The 17,721-nt window shown below is 61.5% G+C and carries 15 protein-coding genes; 13 read left to right on the top strand and 2 right to left on the bottom strand.

Annotated elements, in window-relative coordinates; genetic code table 11:
* Positions 1 to 20: 20 nt before the first annotated feature.
* Positions 21 to 1,187: a S41 family peptidase gene (locus tag SRB521_RS05165; protein WP_116722420.1), complete on the top strand. Its 1,167-nt coding sequence runs from the start codon at positions 21 to 23 to the stop codon at positions 1,185 to 1,187.
* Positions 1,188 to 1,322: 135 nt separating this feature from the next.
* Here the strand turns inward: SRB521_RS05165 and SRB521_RS05170 are convergent, their stop codons facing one another.
* Together SRB521_RS05170 and SRB521_RS05175 are read right to left on the bottom strand one after the other, a co-directional pair.
* Entirely contained in the window at positions 1,323 to 2,465 is a 1,143-nt protein-coding gene (locus SRB521_RS05170; RefSeq protein WP_116722419.1) for a YibE/F family protein, read from the bottom strand.
* A 90-nt stretch (positions 2,466 to 2,555) separates the two neighbouring features.
* Positions 2,556 to 4,100: an alkaline phosphatase gene (locus SRB521_RS05175; protein ID WP_075704217.1), complete on the bottom strand. Its 1,545-nt coding sequence runs from the start codon at positions 4,098 to 4,100 to the stop codon at positions 2,556 to 2,558.
* A 198-nt stretch (positions 4,101 to 4,298) separates the two neighbouring features.
* Between SRB521_RS05175 and SRB521_RS05180 the strand changes: the two genes are divergently transcribed.
* The 12 genes from SRB521_RS05180 to rnc all read left to right on the top strand — a co-directional run bounded on the left by SRB521_RS05180 (position 4,299) and on the right by rnc (position 17,480).
* Positions 4,299 to 5,003: a hypothetical protein gene (locus SRB521_RS05180; protein ID WP_116722418.1), complete on the top strand. Its 705-nt coding sequence runs from the start codon at positions 4,299 to 4,301 to the stop codon at positions 5,001 to 5,003.
* A gap of 173 nt (positions 5,004 to 5,176) precedes the next feature.
* Complete coding sequence (gene greA, locus SRB521_RS05185; RefSeq protein WP_033117507.1) at positions 5,177 to 5,653, top strand: transcription elongation factor GreA; 477 nt, start codon at positions 5,177 to 5,179, stop codon at positions 5,651 to 5,653.
* 27 nt (positions 5,654 to 5,680) lie between these two features.
* Positions 5,681 to 7,183, top strand: a complete 1,503-nt coding sequence (gene lysS, locus SRB521_RS05190) for a lysine--tRNA ligase (RefSeq protein WP_075704215.1) — start codon at positions 5,681 to 5,683, stop codon at positions 7,181 to 7,183.
* A gap of 106 nt (positions 7,184 to 7,289) precedes the next feature.
* Positions 7,290 to 8,672, top strand: coding sequence for a TrkH family potassium uptake protein (locus tag SRB521_RS05195; RefSeq protein ID WP_033117509.1), 1,383 nt, complete (start codon positions 7,290 to 7,292; stop codon positions 8,670 to 8,672).
* A gap of 26 nt (positions 8,673 to 8,698) precedes the next feature.
* Complete coding sequence (locus tag SRB521_RS05200; protein ID WP_033117510.1) at positions 8,699 to 9,355, top strand: potassium channel family protein; 657 nt, start codon at positions 8,699 to 8,701, stop codon at positions 9,353 to 9,355.
* Positions 9,352 to 10,128 (top strand): TrmH family RNA methyltransferase, encoded by a 777-nt coding sequence (locus SRB521_RS05205; RefSeq protein ID WP_242976589.1) that lies wholly within the window; start codon positions 9,352 to 9,354, stop codon positions 10,126 to 10,128. The genes SRB521_RS05200 and SRB521_RS05205 overlap by 4 nt, the downstream gene beginning before the upstream one ends.
* 22 nt (positions 10,129 to 10,150) lie before the next feature.
* The gene (dprA, locus tag SRB521_RS05210) at positions 10,151 to 11,368 is read left to right on the top strand and encodes a DNA-processing protein DprA (protein ID WP_116722417.1); all 1,218 of its coding nucleotides are present in this window, start codon (positions 10,151 to 10,153) and stop codon (positions 11,366 to 11,368) included.
* 102 nt (positions 11,369 to 11,470) lie between these two features.
* Positions 11,471 to 13,759 carry a type I DNA topoisomerase gene (gene topA, locus SRB521_RS05215; RefSeq protein WP_116722416.1) on the top strand — a complete coding sequence of 763 codons (2,289 nt, stop codon included), beginning with the start codon at positions 11,471 to 11,473 and terminating at the stop codon, positions 13,757 to 13,759.
* Positions 13,760 to 13,814: 55 nt separating this feature from the next.
* On the top strand, positions 13,815 to 15,113 hold the full coding sequence (trmFO, locus tag SRB521_RS05220) for a methylenetetrahydrofolate--tRNA-(uracil(54)-C(5))-methyltransferase (FADH(2)-oxidizing) TrmFO (protein WP_075704212.1): 1,299 nt from the start codon (positions 13,815 to 13,817) through the stop codon (positions 15,111 to 15,113).
* A gap of 236 nt (positions 15,114 to 15,349) precedes the next feature.
* Positions 15,350 to 16,387: a phosphate acyltransferase PlsX gene (plsX, locus tag SRB521_RS05225; RefSeq protein ID WP_116722415.1), complete on the top strand. Its 1,038-nt coding sequence runs from the start codon at positions 15,350 to 15,352 to the stop codon at positions 16,385 to 16,387.
* A gap of 92 nt (positions 16,388 to 16,479) precedes the next feature.
* Complete coding sequence (acpP, locus tag SRB521_RS05230) at positions 16,480 to 16,716, top strand: acyl carrier protein (protein ID WP_033117515.1); 237 nt, start codon at positions 16,480 to 16,482, stop codon at positions 16,714 to 16,716.
* Between the two features lie 71 nt (positions 16,717 to 16,787).
* Positions 16,788 to 17,480: a ribonuclease III gene (rnc, locus tag SRB521_RS05235; RefSeq protein WP_075704211.1), complete on the top strand. Its 693-nt coding sequence runs from the start codon at positions 16,788 to 16,790 to the stop codon at positions 17,478 to 17,480.
* The last annotated feature ends 241 nt before the right edge of the window (positions 17,481 to 17,721 follow it).

Raw genomic sequence — 17,721 nt, forward strand, 5'->3', positions numbered from 1 at the left:
CAGAAAGGACCGAGAAAACCATGAGAGAAAAACGCTTTTCCGTCCGGGCCCTGGTGCTGACGGTGGTGCTAACCGTCCTGCTGACCGCAGCGCTGCTGGCAGGGATCCTCTGCCTGCTGCTGGGGAAGGAGGGGATGAGCATGGCGCAGGCTATGGTGCTCATCAACACACAGTTCGTAGGTGAGCACGACATCGGGGAGGCGGTGGACGGCGCCATGGACAGTCTCATCACCGGACTGGGAGACCGCTGGTCCTATTACATGGACGCCGAGGGATATGCCCGCCAGAAGGAGAACAAAAGCAACGCCTATGTGGGTCTGGGCTGCACGGTGTCCTACCCGGAGACGGAGGGACTTCTGATCGAAGCGGTGACGGAGGCCGGCCCGGCGGACAAGGCGGGCTTGAAGGCCGGAGATCTAATTCTGGAGATAGACGGCGTCCGGATGGAGGGCGAGGCGCGCAGCCGGGCCACAGAGTACACGCGGGGGCCGGATGGGTCCGAAGCGGAGCTGCTGGTCCGGCGGGCGGATGGGATCGAACAGCGTTTCAAAGTGGTCCGCGCCAGAGTGGAGGAGCACCCCGTATCCTATGAGCGCCTGGACGACGGCACCGGCGTGGTGACCATTCGGAACTTCAACAGCCGGTGCGCGGAGGAGGCCGTCGCTGCGGTGGAGGAGCTGGAGGCGCAGGGCGTGGAGCGGCTGGTATTTGATGTGCGCAACAACGGCGGCGGCTACCTGGATGAGCTCACAACGCTGCTGGACTATTTGCTGCCTGAGGGGACCATCTTCCGCAGCGAGGATAAGGCCGGGCATCAGAGCAGCGTCCAGTCCGACGCCGCATGTGTGGACCTCCCTATGGCGGTGCTGGTCAATGGAGATACCTATTCGGCGGCGGAACTCTTTGCCGCTGAGCTCCAGGAGATGGAGTGGGGGATCATTGTGGGGACGCCGACCTTTGGAAAAGGGTTTTCCCAGCAGACCTTTCCGCTCCTCTCAGGCGGCGCGATCAACATCTCAACGGCCAAATACTTTACCGGAAAGGGCATTTCGCTCATAGGGACGGGCCTTACGCTGGACCGGGAGCTGGAGCTTACGGAGGAGCAGGAACAGAAGCTGAAGAATCATACATTGGACCCGGCGGAGGACCCGCAGCTCCAAGCGGCCATTCAAATGATTGCCGGATGAGGTGTGATCCACAGTAAAATCTCCGCCAGTATCGGCTGAGGGAGCGGAATAGGGCGGAACCATACGGCACGGCCGATAAAAATACCGCTGTCCTCCGGGTGGGCGCGCTCACCCGGGGACGGCGGTAGCTGTTTTTTACACAGGGGATTTTCCCCGCGTGAGCAAATATCCGCTGGTAACGGCTGTAAACGGGGCCACGGTCACCAGACCGAAGGAGCCCACAATGGTATCGATGATCTCCGAGGCCACATACTTGTAGTTCAAAATGTTCCATACAGGAGTGCCCTGGGCCATGAAAACCATCAGCAGCGCCACATATCCGCCGGAATAGGCCAGCAGCAGAGTGGTGGTCATGGTCCCCATGGCGGCCCGGCCCACGTTCATACCGGAACGCGCAGCTTCCCGCCAGCCCATGCCGGGCTTTTTATCCACCACTTCCTTGACGGCGGAGGTGATGTCCACGCTCAGGTCCATCACCGCGCCGGATGAGCCGATGAAAATAGAGGCCATAAAGATCCGGGTCAGGTTCAGGCCCTGATAGCCGCTGTAAAGCAGGCTCTCCGAGTTGGGCATGACGGCCCCGTGGATCTGAAAGAGATCGGTGCACAGGCAGCCCAGCGCCGCAGTCACCAGGACGCCCAGCGTCGCGCCCGACACGGCGGAAGCGCAGCGCCGGTCAAAGCCGTAGACCAGGGCGATGATGAGTACAGTAAGAAAGAGCGTGACGGCCAGTCCCACCCAAATGGGGCTGAGCCCCTTCAGATAGAGAGGAACGAGCACCTTCCACAGCGTGAGCACGGTGAGCACAAAGGACAAAATGGCCCTGACGCCGGTGCGCCCGGCAAAAAGAATGAGGAGAAGCGCGAAAGCCAATGCCAGCCATGCCTCTTTGTCCAGGCGGTAGTGGTCGGTCATCGTGACCAGGAGGATCTCATCGCCCTGGTAGCTGATGACGACCAGGGCGCGGTCTCCGGGCGAAAAGATCTTATCCTGCTCAAGGGAGCCGTTCAGGAGGTTCTGAGCCTCGACGGTCCGCCCCTCAAACCTGCCGCCCAGAAGCTCCAGCGTGCAGGTCTGCTCTCCGGAGCGGATCAGCCCGGTGTCGATGATGGAGGAGTTGTCCACGGAAAGGACCCGGGCGGCGCACCGATCCGCCCCCTTATAGATGACCGCATCTTCAAAGCCGGTGGGGAGGAGAACAAGGAGCAGGACCAAAAGCAGACAGACCAGGACGGGAGCGTGGTAACGGAGGCGGTCCGTATTGCGCAGAAGCGTCATGGGTGTGTGTTCCTTTCAGATTTTTCAAATAGTGAAACAGTGCAAAGGATGCGGCGTGGGCCGCATCCTTTGCGCGCATGGGAAGGAGTTTTATTTCACGTCCAGGAGGTCGGTCAGCTTGTGGTAGATCTGGGTGTTGTCATAGAAGCCGCCGAACAGATCCTGCCCCGCGCCCTGGGCGAACACGGCTACGGGGAGGCCGGTGTGAGCATAAGAGGAGAAATTGATGCCGGACTTGTTGTTGAGCAGATGGGTAATGGTGACGCTGAGGGGCTCATAGGTGCCGTACAGGACGTATTCAGCCTGGTTGGCGGGATCGGCCTTGGCGCGGTCGGGGTCCATGGTAGCGGCATAGGCGTCTTTGAGCTTCTGCACCTCGTAGTCGGTGAGGACCAGCTTGTCGTCCTCAGCGCCGGAGAGTTTCAGGCCGAAGAGGGCCTCTACATCCTTCATCACATCCTCAAAGGAGGTGTTGTTCTCCTTGTAGCCGGCCACATAGTCGCTGTCGTACTTGGCATAGCTGATTTTCTGGTTGGAGAGGTTGGTGAGGAAGGTGTCGTAGTCGGTACCGGCGTAGCCGATGGTCAGACCGCCGGTCTCATGGTCGCCGGTGACCAGGATGAGGGTCTCGTCGGGATGCTGCTTGGCGAAGGCGACCGCCTCCTCCACGGCGTCGGAGAGCGCGATGGTGTCGGCAATGGTGGAGCCGGCGTCGTTGGCGTGGCAGGCCCAGTCGATCTTGCCGCCCTCCACCATCATGAAGAAGCCGGTGTCATTGTCCAGCACCTCGATCCCCTTCTTCACATAGTCGGAGAGCGCCCACATATCCTCGGTGCGGTCATTTTCATAGGCAAAGGCATCGGAGTCGGCCAGATGCTCGTCAATGATGAGAACGGGACCGGCGGTGACAGCCTCGGCCTCAGCCTGAGTCATGACCACCTGATAGCCCGCCTGAGCGGCCAGATCGTAGAGGCTGGTCTTGTCCTTATCGGAGCCGGTGGGCTTCAGCAGCCCGCCGCCGGCGAAGTACTCGAAGCCGGAGGCCACCAGCTCCTCGCCGATTTCGTAGTAGCTGCCGCGGCTGGCCTGATGGGCATAGAAAGCGGCCGGGGTGGCGTGGTTCAGGTTGACGCTGGAAATCACGCCGATCTTCCAGCCGAGCTGCTCCTGCAGCTTCTCGGCAATGGTCTCGTAGGCCACAGTAGCGGTCTCATCCATATTGATGGTGCCGGAGTAGGTCTTGTAGCCGGTGGAGATGGAGGTAGCGGTGGAGGCCGAGTCGGGGCAGAAGGAGGAGGAGTCATAGGTGACGGCAGAGGCGGCCACAGGAAAATCCATGAAGGAGAGGTTCACGTTGCCGTCCAGGATGTCGTCGTTATTGGTGTCGGCCATGGCGCCCAGGTAGTCGGAGGCCGCCTGGAACTGGGGGTAGCTCATGCCGTCGCCGATAAACAGAAATACGTACTTGGGGGCCTTTTGCGCGGTGGATGTCTGACTGCTCAGCGTCTGAACAGCGGGCTCTGCGGCGGGTGTTGCGGTGGGGGAGGGCGTTGCAGCGCCTGCCGAGCAGGCGGCGAGGGTTCCTGCCAGAGATGTAGCGGCAAGAGAGAGGGCCAAAGTGCGCTTTAACTTCATTCTTTCTTCACTCCAGTTTTGTTTTTCGGGGTCATCGCTATGATACGGGATAAGGGGCGGACGGCGCTATCAGCGGAGCGTAAAAGATCGGGAAGGAGAGGTAAGAAAAAGAAAAATATGGGTAAAATGGGACGTTGTCACGATACATCCGCGGTATAATCCGCCGGGCGGCGCATATTCTGTCCCGAGGTGAAGCGGATGAGGATCGGACAGATTGCCGTCGGGCAAAAGAGGTCCCTGCGGATACAGTTTTCCCCGGAACGGGTCCTGGATATGCCCATTCTGCGCGTGGAGATCCCGGAGCCGTGGAGGCCCCGGCGGCTCCGCCGGGCGGCCAGGGCGCTCCGGAAGCGGGGTGTGAAGCGGGTGCTGGTCCCGGCGGGGTTCGCGGAGTGGGACACGCTGGAGTCGACCGGCCTGGGGCCGGTGGAGACGGGGGAGTTCTGCCGCGCCATGGCGCCGGCGGTGGCCCTGGCCGCGCTGACCGGGGCGCATATCCGGCCGGAGGGAGCTACGGTGGTCCTGCGGGGGGAGCGCGTGACCCGGGCCATGCGCATGTCGGCTCTGAAGCTGTGTCCGGAGGTGAAAAACCTTCTGATCGCGGCCCCTGTCGGCGGGGCGGGACTCCAGGCGGAGCTGCGGCGGGAATACGGCGTCCCGGCCCTGGAGGATGCGCCCGGGCGTGCACCGGATCTGGCCATCCATTTTGCGCCCTCCGCCGGCGGCAGTGCCAGGATCGTGGACCTGTCCGGGAACAGCCCCCGGATGGATCATTTTTCCTTTGCCCTGCGGGAACAGGCCCTGCCGGAGGACTGTGAAGGGCTTCCTCTGCTGGCGGCCCTGTGGGAGACGGGACGGCTGGACCCGGCGGAGATAACAGTTTTTACCGATTTCCACTCTTGACAGACCGGAACAAACTACATATAATACAGAATAATGCAGAAGCAGATACTTACCTTAATAATAATAAAACCTACCAAGGACCTGGAGCCCGGCGGATATTCCGTGGATTTTAAACGGGTACCGGTCTTTCTAAGATTCGGATTGATTCGCACAGAGAAAGGAAGCAGTGAAGCATGGCGAAAGAATACAAGCTGAGCCCTGAGCGGCTCAAGGCCCTTCAGGACGAGCTCGTTTACCTGAAAACGGTCCGTGAGAAAGAGGTGGCCGATCAGATCAAGGAGGCCCGCTCCTTCGGCGACCTGAGCGAGAACAGCGAATACGACGAGGCGAAGAACGAGCAGGGCAAGCTCTATTCCCGCATCGCGGAAATCGAGACCATTCTGGCCAACTATGTAGTGATCGAGGAGCACGAAACGGCCCATGACGCTGTACGTCTGGGCAGCCGGATCACCGTGTTGGACAAGGAGTTCAACGAGCAGGAGGTCTACCAGGTGGTGGGCTCCCAGGAGGCCGATCCCATGAACGGTCGCATTTCAGAGGAATCTCCCTTCGGCAAGGCCCTGCTGGGCAAGGTCGTTGGAGATGACGTAGTGGTGGAGGCCCCCGCCGGAGTCCTCCACTACCAGGTCCTAGATATACAAAAGGCCTAGTAAGCCGAGAAACAGGAGGAACCCAAAATGACAGAAGAGAAGAACACCGGCGCACCCGAGCAGGAGATGGACCTGTCCGAGCAGAGGCTCATTCGCCGCGCCAAGCTCAAAGAGCTTCAGGACGCGGGGGAAGACCCCTTTCAGATCACCAAATATGTCGTCACCGCCCGCAGCGCTGACGTGAAGGAAAAGTTTGAGGAGATGGAAGGAAAACAGGTCTCCGTCGCTGGACGCATCATGTCCAAGCGCGGGATGGGCAAAGCCGTGTTCTGCGATCTTCAGGACGGCAAGGGACGCATCCAGCTCTATGTCCGCATCGACGAGCTGGGCGAGGAGGCCTTCGCCAAGTTCAAAAAGACCGATATCGGCGATATCGTGGGCGTTGAGGGCGAGGTGTTCAAGACCAAGCGCGGCGAGATCTCCGTAAAGGCCCACAAGGTCACTCTCCTGTCCAAGTCCCTCATCCCCCTGCCGGAGAAGTTCCACGGGCTGAAGGACACGGAGACCCGGTTCCGCCAGCGGTATGTGGACCTCATCATGAATGAGGATGTGCGCCGGACCTTTGAGATCCGCACCAAGTTCATCCGGCACGTCCGGGCCTATCTGGACGCCAGGGACTATATGGAGGTGGAGACCCCTATCCTCAACACCATCTCCGGCGGCGCTACCGCCCGGCCCTTCATCACCCATCACAATACCTTGGACATCGATATGTATATGCGCATCGCAACGGAGCTCCATCTCAAGCGCCTCATCGTGGGCGGCTTCGAGCGGGTCTATGAGATCGGGCGCATCTTCCGCAACGAGGGTATGGACCCCAAGCACAATCCGGAGTTCACGACCATTGAGCTCTATGAGTCCTATGCCGACTTCCACGATATGATGGATATTGCGGAGGGTATCCTCTCCTCCGCCGCCAAGGATATCCTGGGCAGCTATCAGGTGGAGTGGCTGGGCGAGAGCATCGACCTGACCCCTGGATGGAAGCGCCTGACCATGATCGATGCGGTAAAGCAGTATGTGGGCGTAGACTTCGACGCCATCAGCGACGATGAGACCGCCTGCCGCGCTGCCGAGGCCGTGGGCATCGATATGGAAGGGTGTGAGCGCACCTGGGGGACCGCTCTCTATGAGTGCTTCGACCAGCGTGTGGAGGAGAAACTGATCCAGCCCACCTTTATTACCATGTACCCCGTGGAGGTCTCCCCGCTCACCAAGCGCTCCCCCAAGGACCCCAGGCTTACCGAGCGGTTTGAGCTCTTCATCAACCACTGCGAATTTGCAAATGCGTTCTCCGAGCTGAACGATCCCATCGACCAGCGCGGCCGCTTTGAACACGAGCTGGCGCTCCGGGACATGGGCAACGATGAGGCCGGCATGATGGATGAGGACTTTATCAACGCCCTGGAGTACGGCATGACCCCCACGGGCGGTATGGGAATCGGCATTGACCGGGCCGTCATGCTGCTGACCAATTCCGACACCATCCGGGAGGTAATTCTCTTCCCCACCATGAAGCCGCTGGACTGAAGATAGACATGCAGCAGCATACCGTCGGAGAGATCCGCCGGTATGCTGTTGTGCGTTCCGGTAATTTCAATGGGCCCATGCGGCCCGTCTCTAAGGAGGCTTTTTTGTGCCTTTCCAGATCCGCTGGCGTATCCGCAACCGGCTTCGGAGCATGCAGAATCTGAACCCGGCCCGCATCGTGGTCTCCTCCTTCGGTGTGATCATTTTGCTGGGAACACTGCTGCTCATGCTTCCCGTGGCCAGCCGGGACGGGCAGGCCACCGATCCGCTCACCTGCCTTTTTACGGCCACTTCCGCGTCCTGCGTGACCGGTCTTATTCTGGTGGACACCTGGGCGCACTGGACCCTGTTCGGACAGGTGGTCATTCTGGCGATGATCCAGCTTGGCGGCCTGGGGTTTATGACGGTCATTACCCTGGTCTCCTTTGCCCTACGGCGCAGGATCGGGCTCTCCGAGCGGCTCATTATGGTCTCCACACTGAATCTCAACGATATGGACGGGGTGGTCCGTGTGGTGCGCCACGCTCTGATGGGTACCTTCCTGATCGAGGGGACCGGAGCGGTCGTTCTCACGCTGTGCTTCCTGCCGAGGTATGGATTTTTAAAGGGCCTGTGGCGCGGGATCTTTCATGCCGTTTCCGCTTTCTGCAACGCGGGGTTCGACCTGCTGGGGACGGAGGGGGAGTTTTCCAGCCTGGCCTCTTACAATGGAAATCCGGTCGTACTGCTTACGATCATGGCGCTCATCACCATCGGCGGACTGGGCTTTTTTGTATGGGAGGATATTCTGCGCTGCGGAAGAGACCTGAGAAGACTCTCCCTGTACAGCAAGATGGTACTGAGCTTTACCGCCGCCCTGATCCTGGGGGGCGGGCTCTTTTTCCTGCTGGCGGAGTGGGACAATCCTGCAACGCTGGGTGATATGCCCGGCTGGAAGCGTGTGCTCAACGCCGCCTTCCAGGCCGTCACCCTGCGTACGGCCGGCTTTGACACCATCGGACAGGGGAATCTGCGGGACAGCTCCCTGGCGATGTCCTGTATCCTGATGCTCATCGGGGGCTCCAGCGGCTCCACCGCAGGCGGACTCAAGACCGTGACGGTGGGCGTGCTTTTTCTCACCCTGCGGGCGGGCCTGGCGGGCAGAGAAGAGGTCACCCTGCGGGGCAGGAGCATCTCCCACCGCAGGGTGATGAACGCGCTCACCCTCACACTGATCGTGGCGGTGATTTTCCTGGCAGGATCCATGATTATCTCTCTGGTGGACGACGTCCCATTTCTGTCCGCTGCCTTCGAGTCGGCCTCTGCCATGGCCACGGTGGGCGTGACGGTGGGCATCACCCCCACTTTGAGCCTTTTCTCCCACGTGCTGCTCATCTGTATGATGTTCCTGGGTCGCGTGGGTATCATGTCCTTTTCCATCGCTTTTCTGGCGAGGAGCAAGTATCCGGCAAAGATCAAATATCCCACCATGGATATCATGATCGGCTGAGCTGCGGTCAAAAGGAGCTGTATGCTGTGAAAACTTATGTTGTGATCGGATTGGGGCGCTTTGGCACTGCGGTTGCCGCAGAGCTCTGCAAGCTGGGCCATGAGGTGCTGGCGATCGATGGAGACGAGGGACGGGTGCAGGCCATTGCCGACCATGTGACCCATGCTGTCACCGGCGATGCCCGGGACCCGGCCGTCCTCCGGGCCCTTGGAGTGAGAAACTATGACTGCGCCATTGTGGCGGTGGCCGACGATGTGGGCAACAGCGCCCTCATCACTATGAATCTCAAGGAGATCGGTGTCAAACAGGTCATTGCCAAGGCCCAGAGCCACGTCCACCAGAAGGTGCTACAAAAGATCGGCGCAGACAGGGTGGTGTTCCCGGAGCACGAGACAGGCGTGAAGCTGGCGCAGAACCTCTCCAGTTCCAATATCCTCAATTTTATCGAGCTCTCCGACGACTTTGGCATCGTGGAGCTCGCCGCCCCGAAGCCCTGGCAGGGACATTCCATCAAGGATCTGGACGTGCGGGCCAAATATGGCGTCAATATCATCGCCGTTCGGAAGGGCGGGAGTGAAAACGATCTGGTAGTGGCCCCCGGAGCGTCCTATGTGATCTCGCCCGGCGATGTGGTGGTCACGCTGGGCCGCAACGAAAACACTAGTACCCTCCACGATCTATGAGCAGCGTGGAACATATCACCAGCCGCCAAAATCCTCTGGTGGGCCACATCCGCAGACTGAATGCCTCCCGCGCTTATCGCCGGGAGCGGGGGGAGTTTGTCTGTGACGGGCCCAAGCTGCTGGCGGAGGCCCTGCGGTGGGGGGCGGAGATCACCGCCGTGGTGGCGGAAGAGGGGCGGAGCGTCCCATGCCCGCCCGGAGCGCGGGAGGTGTCCGTTCCGCCGGAGCTGCTGAAGAGCCTGTCCACCACAGAGACACCCCAGGGGGTGCTGTTCCTGTGCAGGGCTCCGGATCTGAGCGCGCCGGACAAGCTTACCGGCACCCGCTATCTGGTGCTGGATGGGGTCCAGGACCCGGGCAACGTGGGTACGGTCTGGCGCACAGCCGACGCCTTCGGAGCGGACGGGCTCATCCTGCTGCCCGGCTGTGCGGACCCCTTTTCCCCCAAAACAGTCCGGGCTACCATGGGGGCCTGTTTCCGTCTTCCCGTCTGGGAAATGGAGCGCGAGACCCTGACCGCCCGCCTGACAGACGCGGCGCTCCCACTGTACGCCACTGCGCTGCGGGCGGATACTGAGGATGTGCGCCGGGCAGACCTGCGCCGGTGCGCCGTGGTCATCGGCAGTGAGGGCAAGGGGGTTTCGGAGGAAACGCTGGCCCTGTGCGGACAGACCCTGAAGATTCCCATGCGGGCGCGCTGCGAATCTCTGAACGCCGCAGTGGCGGCCTCAGTGGTGCTGTGGGAGATGGCGCGGAGCGGACTTTCCATCTGAAACGAGAGAGGGGACGGAGGATATGGCGAGTCTGAAATATTGGCTGTGGCTGACCACGCGAAAGGGCCTGCGCCCCGAGCACGCCGTCCGGCTGCTGGAGCATTTCGGCACGCCGGAAGGGGCCTACTTTGCCGATCCCGGCGAGTATGACCTCCTGTCCGACCTCCCTCTTCCCGTGCGGACTGCGCTCCAGGAGAAACACTTGGCGGAGGCGGAGGGCATCCTGGCCGACTGCGAGCGCCTCGGCCTGCGCATCCTCACGCTGGGAGACGCCGATTATCCGGACCGGCTCAAGAATATCTACGATCCGCCCGCCGTCCTCTATGTGAAGGGCCGGCTGCCCGCCTTCGATGAGGAGATCGCCGTGGCCGTGGTGGGAAGCCGCCGGCCCTCGGAGTATGGGAAGCGGATGGCGGGGCGGCTGGGGCTGGAGCTGGCCCGGGAGGGGGCCTTGGTGGTCTCCGGTATTGCTCAGGGCTTGGACACCGAGGCGGTGAGAGGGGCGCTCAAGGGCGGCGGCCCGGTGGTGTCGGTGCTGGGCTGCGGCATTGACGTGGCCTACCCGAGGGAGAACCGTTTCCTCTACGAGGATGTGGCCGCGGCAGGCGCCCTTTTGAGCGAGTACCCGCCCGGTACACCGCCGGAGGGCTGGCACTTTCCTGTGCGCAACCGCATCATCAGCGGCGTAAGTCTGGGTGTGGTGGCGGTGGAGTGCGGCGTGCGGAGCGGTACCATGACCACCGTCCGGCAGGCGTTGGACCAGGACCGGGATGTGTTTGCCGTGCCCGGAAATGCGGATGCCCCCATGAGTGAGGGGCCCAACCGCCTCATCCAGCAGGGGGCCCGGCTGGTCACCTGTGCTCGGGATGTCCTGCGAGAATATGAGGACCGCTTTCCCGGCAAAGTCCGCCGCCCCGTGCCGCTGAGCGGGGAGGAGGCCGCGGCCCGTCTGGAGCCCTGGGCAGAGGAGCCGGAGGAAAAGCATACCGAAGATGCGGAAAAAGCGGTTGACAAGTCCCCGGAGCGGGCATATATTGACAGAAGCGCCCTGACAGACGACCAGATCGAGCTTCTGGCCGCGCTGGAGGAGAAAAAGCTTTTGGCCGATGATCTCATCGAGCTCACGCAGATCCCGGCCCGACGGGTCCTCTCGGCCCTCACCATGCTTCAGGTCCAAGGCTATGTGGCGGAGCGGCCCGGCAGGCGCTTTGAGGCACTGGTCCGGCTCAAAACGGAATAATAGGACGGGCGGCCGGAGGCCGTTTCTATGGCGTCCGGCGGTAGAACCGGCCTGTGGTCGCCCGTTTGCGCATATAGAAGGATGATCTACTGGAGGTATACTGTGGCGAAGACGAACTTAGTAATTGTGGAATCCCCGGCCAAGGCCAAGACCATCGGCAAGTACCTTGGGCCGGGCTATGAGGTGAAGGCATCTATGGGACATGTCCGGGATCTGCCCAAAAGCAAGCTGGGCGTGGACGTGGAGCATGGCTTCCTTCCCGACTATCAGCCCATCAAGGGCAAGGAAGAGGTCATATCCGAGCTCAGGAAGGCGGCCAAGGGGAGCGAGAAAGTGTTCCTCGCCACCGACCCCGACCGGGAGGGGGAGGCGATCTCCTGGCACCTGAAGGAGCTTTTGCGTATCCCCGACGACAAGACCTATCGGGTGACCTTCAACGAGATCACCAAGCGGGTGGTGAACGAGTCTATCGCCTCTCCGCGGAACATCGATATGGACCTGGTGGACGCCCAGCAGGCCCGGCGCATCCTGGACCGCATCGTGGGCTACCAGCTCTCCCCCCTCCTGTGGAAAAAGATCCGCCGGGGGCTCTCCGCCGGGCGGGTCCAGTCCGTAGCCACCCGCCTGGTATGCGAGCGGGAGGAGGAGATCCGCGCCTTCCAGCCGCAGGAGTACTGGTCGCTGGACGTGGATCTTTCCCGGATCGCCCCCAACATGGGGGCTTTCACTGCGGCCTTCCACGGGCGGGAAAAGAAAATGGAGCTCCACAGTGAGCAGGAGATGCAGACGGTGGTGGACGCCGTGCGGGGCGCCCCATTCTCCGTCAAGGGCGTAAAGCGCCAGGATAAAAACCGCTCCCCCGCGCCTCCCTTCATCACCTCCACCCTCCAGCAGGAGGCCAGCCGGAAGCTCAACATGACGCCCCGCCGCACCATGGCTGTGGCCCAGCAGCTCTATGAGGGCGTGGACATTCAGGGGGAGGGCACCGTAGGCCTGATCACCTACATGAGGACCGACTCTCTGCGTCTCTCCGAAGAGGCTCTGGCCGCCGCCAAGGAGATGATCGTCAGCCGCTACGGAAAGGATTACTATCCCGCCGAGACCCGCCATTTCAAGGCGAAGTCCGGCGCACAGGACGCTCACGAGGCCATCCGGCCTTCCGACGTCCGCCTTACGCCCGAGGAGATCAAGAAGGACCTGACCAGCGAGCAGTACCGGCTCTATAAGCTCATCTGGAGCAGGTTCCTGGCATGTCAGATGGCCAATGCCGTCTACGACAGCGTGGGGATCGAGGTGGAGTCCGCGGGCTACACCTTCCGGGCCACCCACTCCTCCCTGAAGTTTGCGGGCTTTACAGCGGTCTATGTGGAGGGCCGGGACGAGGAGGACGAGGTGAAGCAGTCCCCTCTGCCCGATCTGAAGGAGGGGGAACCCCTCTCCCTCACCGGCGTAAAGCCGGAACAGCATTTTACCCAGCCTCCCACCAGGTATACCGAGGCTACCCTCATCAAGGCCCTGGAGGAGAAGGGCATCGGACGGCCCTCCACCTATGCGCCCACCATCTCCACCATCCTGGACCGGGAATATGTGGTGAAGGAGGGGAAGTACCTGCGCACCACGCCCCTGGGGGAGGTGGTCACCGGCCTGATGAAGGACAAATTTCCCGACATTGTGGACACCACGTTTACCGCCCATATGGAGGAGCAGTTGGACGAGGTGGAGGAAGGCAAGGAGAAGTGGAAGGACCTCCTGTCCGGGTTCTACGGCGGTTTTGAGAAAGAGCTGCAGCAGGCGGAGAAGGATTTGGACGGGGAGCGCATCAAAGTCCCCGACGAGGTATCCGACGAGGTGTGCGACCTGTGCGGACGGCAGATGGTCATCAAGTCCGGGCGGTTCGGCCGCTTTCTGGCATGCCCGGGGTATCCGGAATGTACGTTTACCAAGCCCATCGTGGTGGAGATGCCCGGAAAATGTCCCAAGTGCGGGGGGCGCATCCTGAAAAAGACCTCCAAGAAGGGGTATGCCTATTATGGCTGCGAGCACAACGGCGGCCGCGGCGGCAGCACCTGTGATTTCATGACCTGGGACGTCCCTGTGAAGGACAACTGCCCGGAGTGTGGCTGGACCATGTTCAAAAAGTCGGGCAGGGGATTTAAAAAGCCCTTCTGCATCAACCCGGACTGCGCCAACTTCACACCGGAGGATAAGCGGGGCGGCTATAAAAAGAAACCGACCGCCGAGAGCGGCAAGGCCGCCGGAGAAGAAAAACAGCCGGCTGCGGCGCCGGAGGAGGCCGAACCGGTGAAAAAAGCGGTGGCTAAGAAGAGCACGACCAAAAAGACAGCCGCGAAAAAGACGGCCAAAAAGAGGACCGCCGCAAAGGCGGAATAAAACGGAACGGGCCGCCGGAGCCGGCGGCCCGTCTTCGATAGAAAGGCTTATGTGTATGGAACCAGTCATCGTAATCGGCGCGGGCCTGGCGGGCAGCGAGGCCGCCTGGCAGTTGGCCCGGCGGGGCATCCCCGTGGTCCTGCGCGAAATGAAGCCTCAGAGGATGACGCCTGCCCACCACACACCCTATTTTGGAGAGCTGGTGTGCTCCAACTCCCTGCGGTCCGACCAGCTGGAGAACGCGGTGGGACTGCTCAAGGAGGAGCTGCGCCGCTGCGGGTCCCTGATCCTAGCCTGCGCGGACGAACACCGCGTGGAGGCCGGCGGGGCGCTCGCCGTGGATCGGGAGGGCTTCAGCCGTGAAGTCACCGAAAGGATCAGAACGCACCCTCTCATCACGGTGGAGGAAGGGGAGGTATCCAGCATCCCTGAGAAGGGAGACGCCATCGTGGCCTCAGGGCCGCTGACCTCCGACGCGCTGGCCGGAGAGATCCAGCGTCTGGTCCACGCGGATTACCTCAGCTTTTTTGACGCAGCGGCCCCCCTGGTGACCTTTGAGAGCCTGGATATGGAGCATGCCTGGTTTGCCTCGCGGTATGACAAAGGAACGGCGGACTATGTGAACTGCGCCCTCAGCGAGGAGGAGTACGCCGCGTTTTGGGAGGCGCTCACCACCGCGCGGGCGGCGGAGGTCCACGGCTTTGAGGACCAGAATGTGTTCGAGGGCTGTATGCCGGTGGAGGTCATGGCCCGCAGGGGGCGGGATACCCTGCGGTACGGCCCGCTGAAGCCCAAGGGGCTCCGGGACCCCAGAACAGGCCTCACGCCGTATGCTGTGGTGCAGCTCCGCAAGGACAATGCCCAAGGATCTATCTATAACTTGGTGGGATTCCAGACCCACTTGGCCTGGCCGGAGCAGAAACGGGTCTTTTCCATGATCCCGGCGCTGAAGAATGCGGAGTTTGTCCGCTACGGCGTCATGCACCGGAATACCTATCTGGACTCCCCCAGGCTCCTGGACCGGTATTACCGGCTGAGGGGGCGGGAAAACGTGATGTTTGCCGGGCAGATCACCGGCGTGGAGGGCTATGTGGAATCCACCGCCTCCGGCTTTGTGGCGGCGGTGGAACTGGCCCGCCGGCTGTTGGGACAGCGGCCTGTGGACTTCCCACAGGAGACCGCCCTGGGGGCCCTGGCCCTGTATGTCTCCAATGAGACCGTAGGGGAGTTCCAGCCCATGAATGTGAATTTCGGTATCATTCCGCCTCTGGATCATCGGGTCAAGGGCAAGAGGAACAAAAACGCGGAACTGAGCCGGCGCGCACTGGATATCTTGGGCACGCTGGAGATATAGGCGACAGTCGGGCGGCATTTTGCCGCCCGACTGTCACATTTTTATAGGTTGAATCGTTTTTCAAGCAACTGACAGGCAGGATGCCGCGATGGAGCAGGTCGTTCTGCTGGTCCTGCGTCTCTGGGATCAGGCGGCGTGAGGCGCCTTGCGTCCACTTGGGACTTGCCAGAAGTCCCAGAAGCGAGTATGATAGGGACAAGCAAAACGACGCATACTGGCTTAGAAAGAGGGATTTCATGAAGATCATCGTGGACGCCATGGGCGGAGACAACGCCCCCCAGTGCAATGTCCGTGGAGCGCTGCACGCCGTAAAAGAGTACGGTGCGGAGGTGGTCCTGGTGGGCCGCGGGGAGGACATCCTCCGCTGTCTCAAGGAGGACGGCATCGATACGCTGCCCGCAGGTGTGGAGATCGCCCATGCCGACCAAGTGGTGGAGATTTGTGACAATCCGGCCACCGCCTTCAAGGAGAAGAAGGACTCCTCTCTGACGGTGGGGCTGAACCTTCTGAAAAATGGCGGCGGGGACGCTTTTGTCTCGGCGGGCAGCACAGGGGCCCTCCTGTCCGCGGCGACGCTCCTGGTAAAGCGCGTCAAGGGCATCCGCCGGGCGGCCATGGCGCCCGTGGTCCCCACGGGCAAGGGGGGCGCGGTCCTCATCGACTGCGGCGCCACCGCCGAGTGTACGCCGGAATATCTGCTCCAATTCGCTTTTATGGGCTCCTATTACGCAGAACATGTCATGGGCCGCCCGGAGCCGAGGGTGGGGCTGCTGAACATCGGCGCGGAGCCATCCAAGGGCACTGACCTGCAGCGGGAGGCCTACCAGCTCCTCAAAAAGGCGGGGGACGAGGGCCGCATCAATTTTGCGGGCAATGTGGAGGCCCGGGAGGCGGTCTGCGGCGAGGTGGACGTGATCGTGACCGACGGCTACTCGGGAAATATTTTTCTCAAGACCATGGAGGGAACCGGCGGCTTCCTGGCCAAGGAGCTCAAGGCGATGTTCAAGAAGAGCCTCGTCACCAAGCTGGGGGCCCTGTGCGTCAAGGACGGCATCGCCCACTTCAAAAAGCTGCTGGACTCCGGCGAGGTGGGCGGCACGGCGCTGTTGGGGATATCCAAACCGGTCATCAAGGCCCACGGCTCCTCGGATGATTACGCCATCAAGAACGCCATCCGGCAGGCCGCGTCCTTCGCCGCTTCCGGGATCATCGAGGATATTACGGAAAATATCGACCATATGCGCCTGGAGCGGACGGGCGCGGCGGCGGAGTGAGGGCCTCATTTTTCAAAAATAGTATTGACAGGCCGGAAAAATGTCCCTATTATGTGAGTGTAAATAATCCAGCCTAAGGAGTCGAGTACAATATGATTTTTGAGAAGCTGAGTGAACTCATTTCGGAGCAGTTTGGAGTGGAGCCGGACACGATCACGATGGAGACCACCTTTGAGGATGATCTGGGCGCGGATTCTCTGGATATCGTGGAGCTCTCCATGGCCCTGGAGGAGGAGTTCGGCGTTTCCGAGATGGGAGAGGATGAGATATCCTCCATCACCACGGTGGGCGACTTGGTGCACTATCTCCAGAACAAGCTGGACGCCTGAGAATCGACAAGCATGAAAGGCCCCGCCAAGGCGGGGCCTCTCTTTTCGCGTGTGAAGGAGGGGAGAAACGTATGAAGCAGTTGGAAGAGAGGCTGGGATATCTGTTTCACGACAGGTCCCTGTTGGAGAACGCTCTGACCCACAGCTCCTATGCCAACGAAAACAAGCAGAAGGGCGAGGCCAGCAACGAGCGCCTGGAGTTTCTGGGCGACTCCGTACTGGGCATGGTGGTGGCGGATCACCTGTTCCGGAGCCACCCCGATATGCCGGAGGGGGAGCTCACCCGGACGCGGGCGGCTCTGGTATGTGAGGAGAGCCTGGTGGAGGTGGCCCGAAAGCTGGAGCTGGGGCAGTATCTCAAGCTGGGCCGCGGTGAGGACGCGGGCGGCGGGCGGCAGCGGCCGTCCATTCAGGCGGATGCCGTGGAGGCGGTGATCGCTGCGGTTTACCTGGATGGCGGCATCGGCTCGGCGCGGAAATTCATCACAAGTTTTATCCTGACCAACAACGAGCGGGAGCAGGAGGGCGGCATCCGGGACTACAAAACGGCGCTCCAGGAGCTGGTGCAGCGGGAGAGCGGTCAGGTGCTGTCCTATCGCCTGACGGGCGAAAGCGGACCGGACCATGCCAAAGTGTTCCGTGTGGAGGTGGATCTCAACGGGACGCCCGCCGGAAAGGGAGAGGGGCGCAGCAAAAAGGAGGCCGAGCAGAGCGCGGCGAAGGCGGCCATCGCGCACCTGACGGGCGCGGCGGCGGACGGCTGAGAAGAAGAGAAAGGGCCCCACAGGCCGCCCTCCCCAAGGCGCGGCGGGACGGTGGAGAACTGGGCAGAGGGCGCCGAAGCTCTGAAAAAGCGGCGGGGGCGGCAGCGGATGTGAAGTGGTTCGCAATACCATGGTGAAAGCCGGGCGGGGAAGGCGCCGCCGGCCAGCGTGTTATTGCGAGCCGATTCTCAAAGGCAAAGCCGGCCCTGTGTCCGAAAACAAAGAGGTTGGAGGATCTACA

Origin of the sequence: Intestinimonas butyriciproducens (assembly GCF_004154955.1) — a bacterium.
GTDB lineage: Bacteria > Bacillota > Clostridia > Oscillospirales > Oscillospiraceae > Intestinimonas > Intestinimonas butyriciproducens.

Excerpts from the sequence above, each read along its gene's own strand:
- plsX (WP_116722415.1), top strand. The coding sequence starts at position 15,350 with ATGAAGATCATCGTGGACGCCATGGGCGGAGACAACGCCCCCCAGTGC.
- SRB521_RS05170 (WP_116722419.1), bottom strand. The coding sequence starts at position 2,465 with ATGACGCTTCTGCGCAATACGGACCGCCTCCGTTACCACGCTCCCGTC.
- SRB521_RS05205 (WP_242976589.1), top strand. The coding sequence starts at position 9,352 with ATGAGCAGCGTGGAACATATCACCAGCCGCCAAAATCCTCTGGTGGGC.
- trmFO (WP_075704212.1), top strand. The coding sequence starts at position 13,815 with ATGGAACCAGTCATCGTAATCGGCGCGGGCCTGGCGGGCAGCGAGGCC.
- greA (WP_033117507.1), top strand. The coding sequence starts at position 5,177 with ATGGCGAAAGAATACAAGCTGAGCCCTGAGCGGCTCAAGGCCCTTCAG.
- acpP (WP_033117515.1), top strand. The coding sequence starts at position 16,480 with ATGATTTTTGAGAAGCTGAGTGAACTCATTTCGGAGCAGTTTGGAGTG.
- SRB521_RS05165 (WP_116722420.1), top strand. The coding sequence starts at position 21 with ATGAGAGAAAAACGCTTTTCCGTCCGGGCCCTGGTGCTGACGGTGGTG.
- lysS (WP_075704215.1), top strand. The coding sequence starts at position 5,681 with ATGACAGAAGAGAAGAACACCGGCGCACCCGAGCAGGAGATGGACCTG.
- rnc (WP_075704211.1), top strand. The coding sequence starts at position 16,788 with ATGAAGCAGTTGGAAGAGAGGCTGGGATATCTGTTTCACGACAGGTCC.
- dprA (WP_116722417.1), top strand. The coding sequence starts at position 10,151 with ATGGCGAGTCTGAAATATTGGCTGTGGCTGACCACGCGAAAGGGCCTG.
- SRB521_RS05175 (WP_075704217.1), bottom strand. The coding sequence starts at position 4,100 with ATGAAGTTAAAGCGCACTTTGGCCCTCTCTCTTGCCGCTACATCTCTG.
- SRB521_RS05180 (WP_116722418.1), top strand. The coding sequence starts at position 4,299 with ATGAGGATCGGACAGATTGCCGTCGGGCAAAAGAGGTCCCTGCGGATA.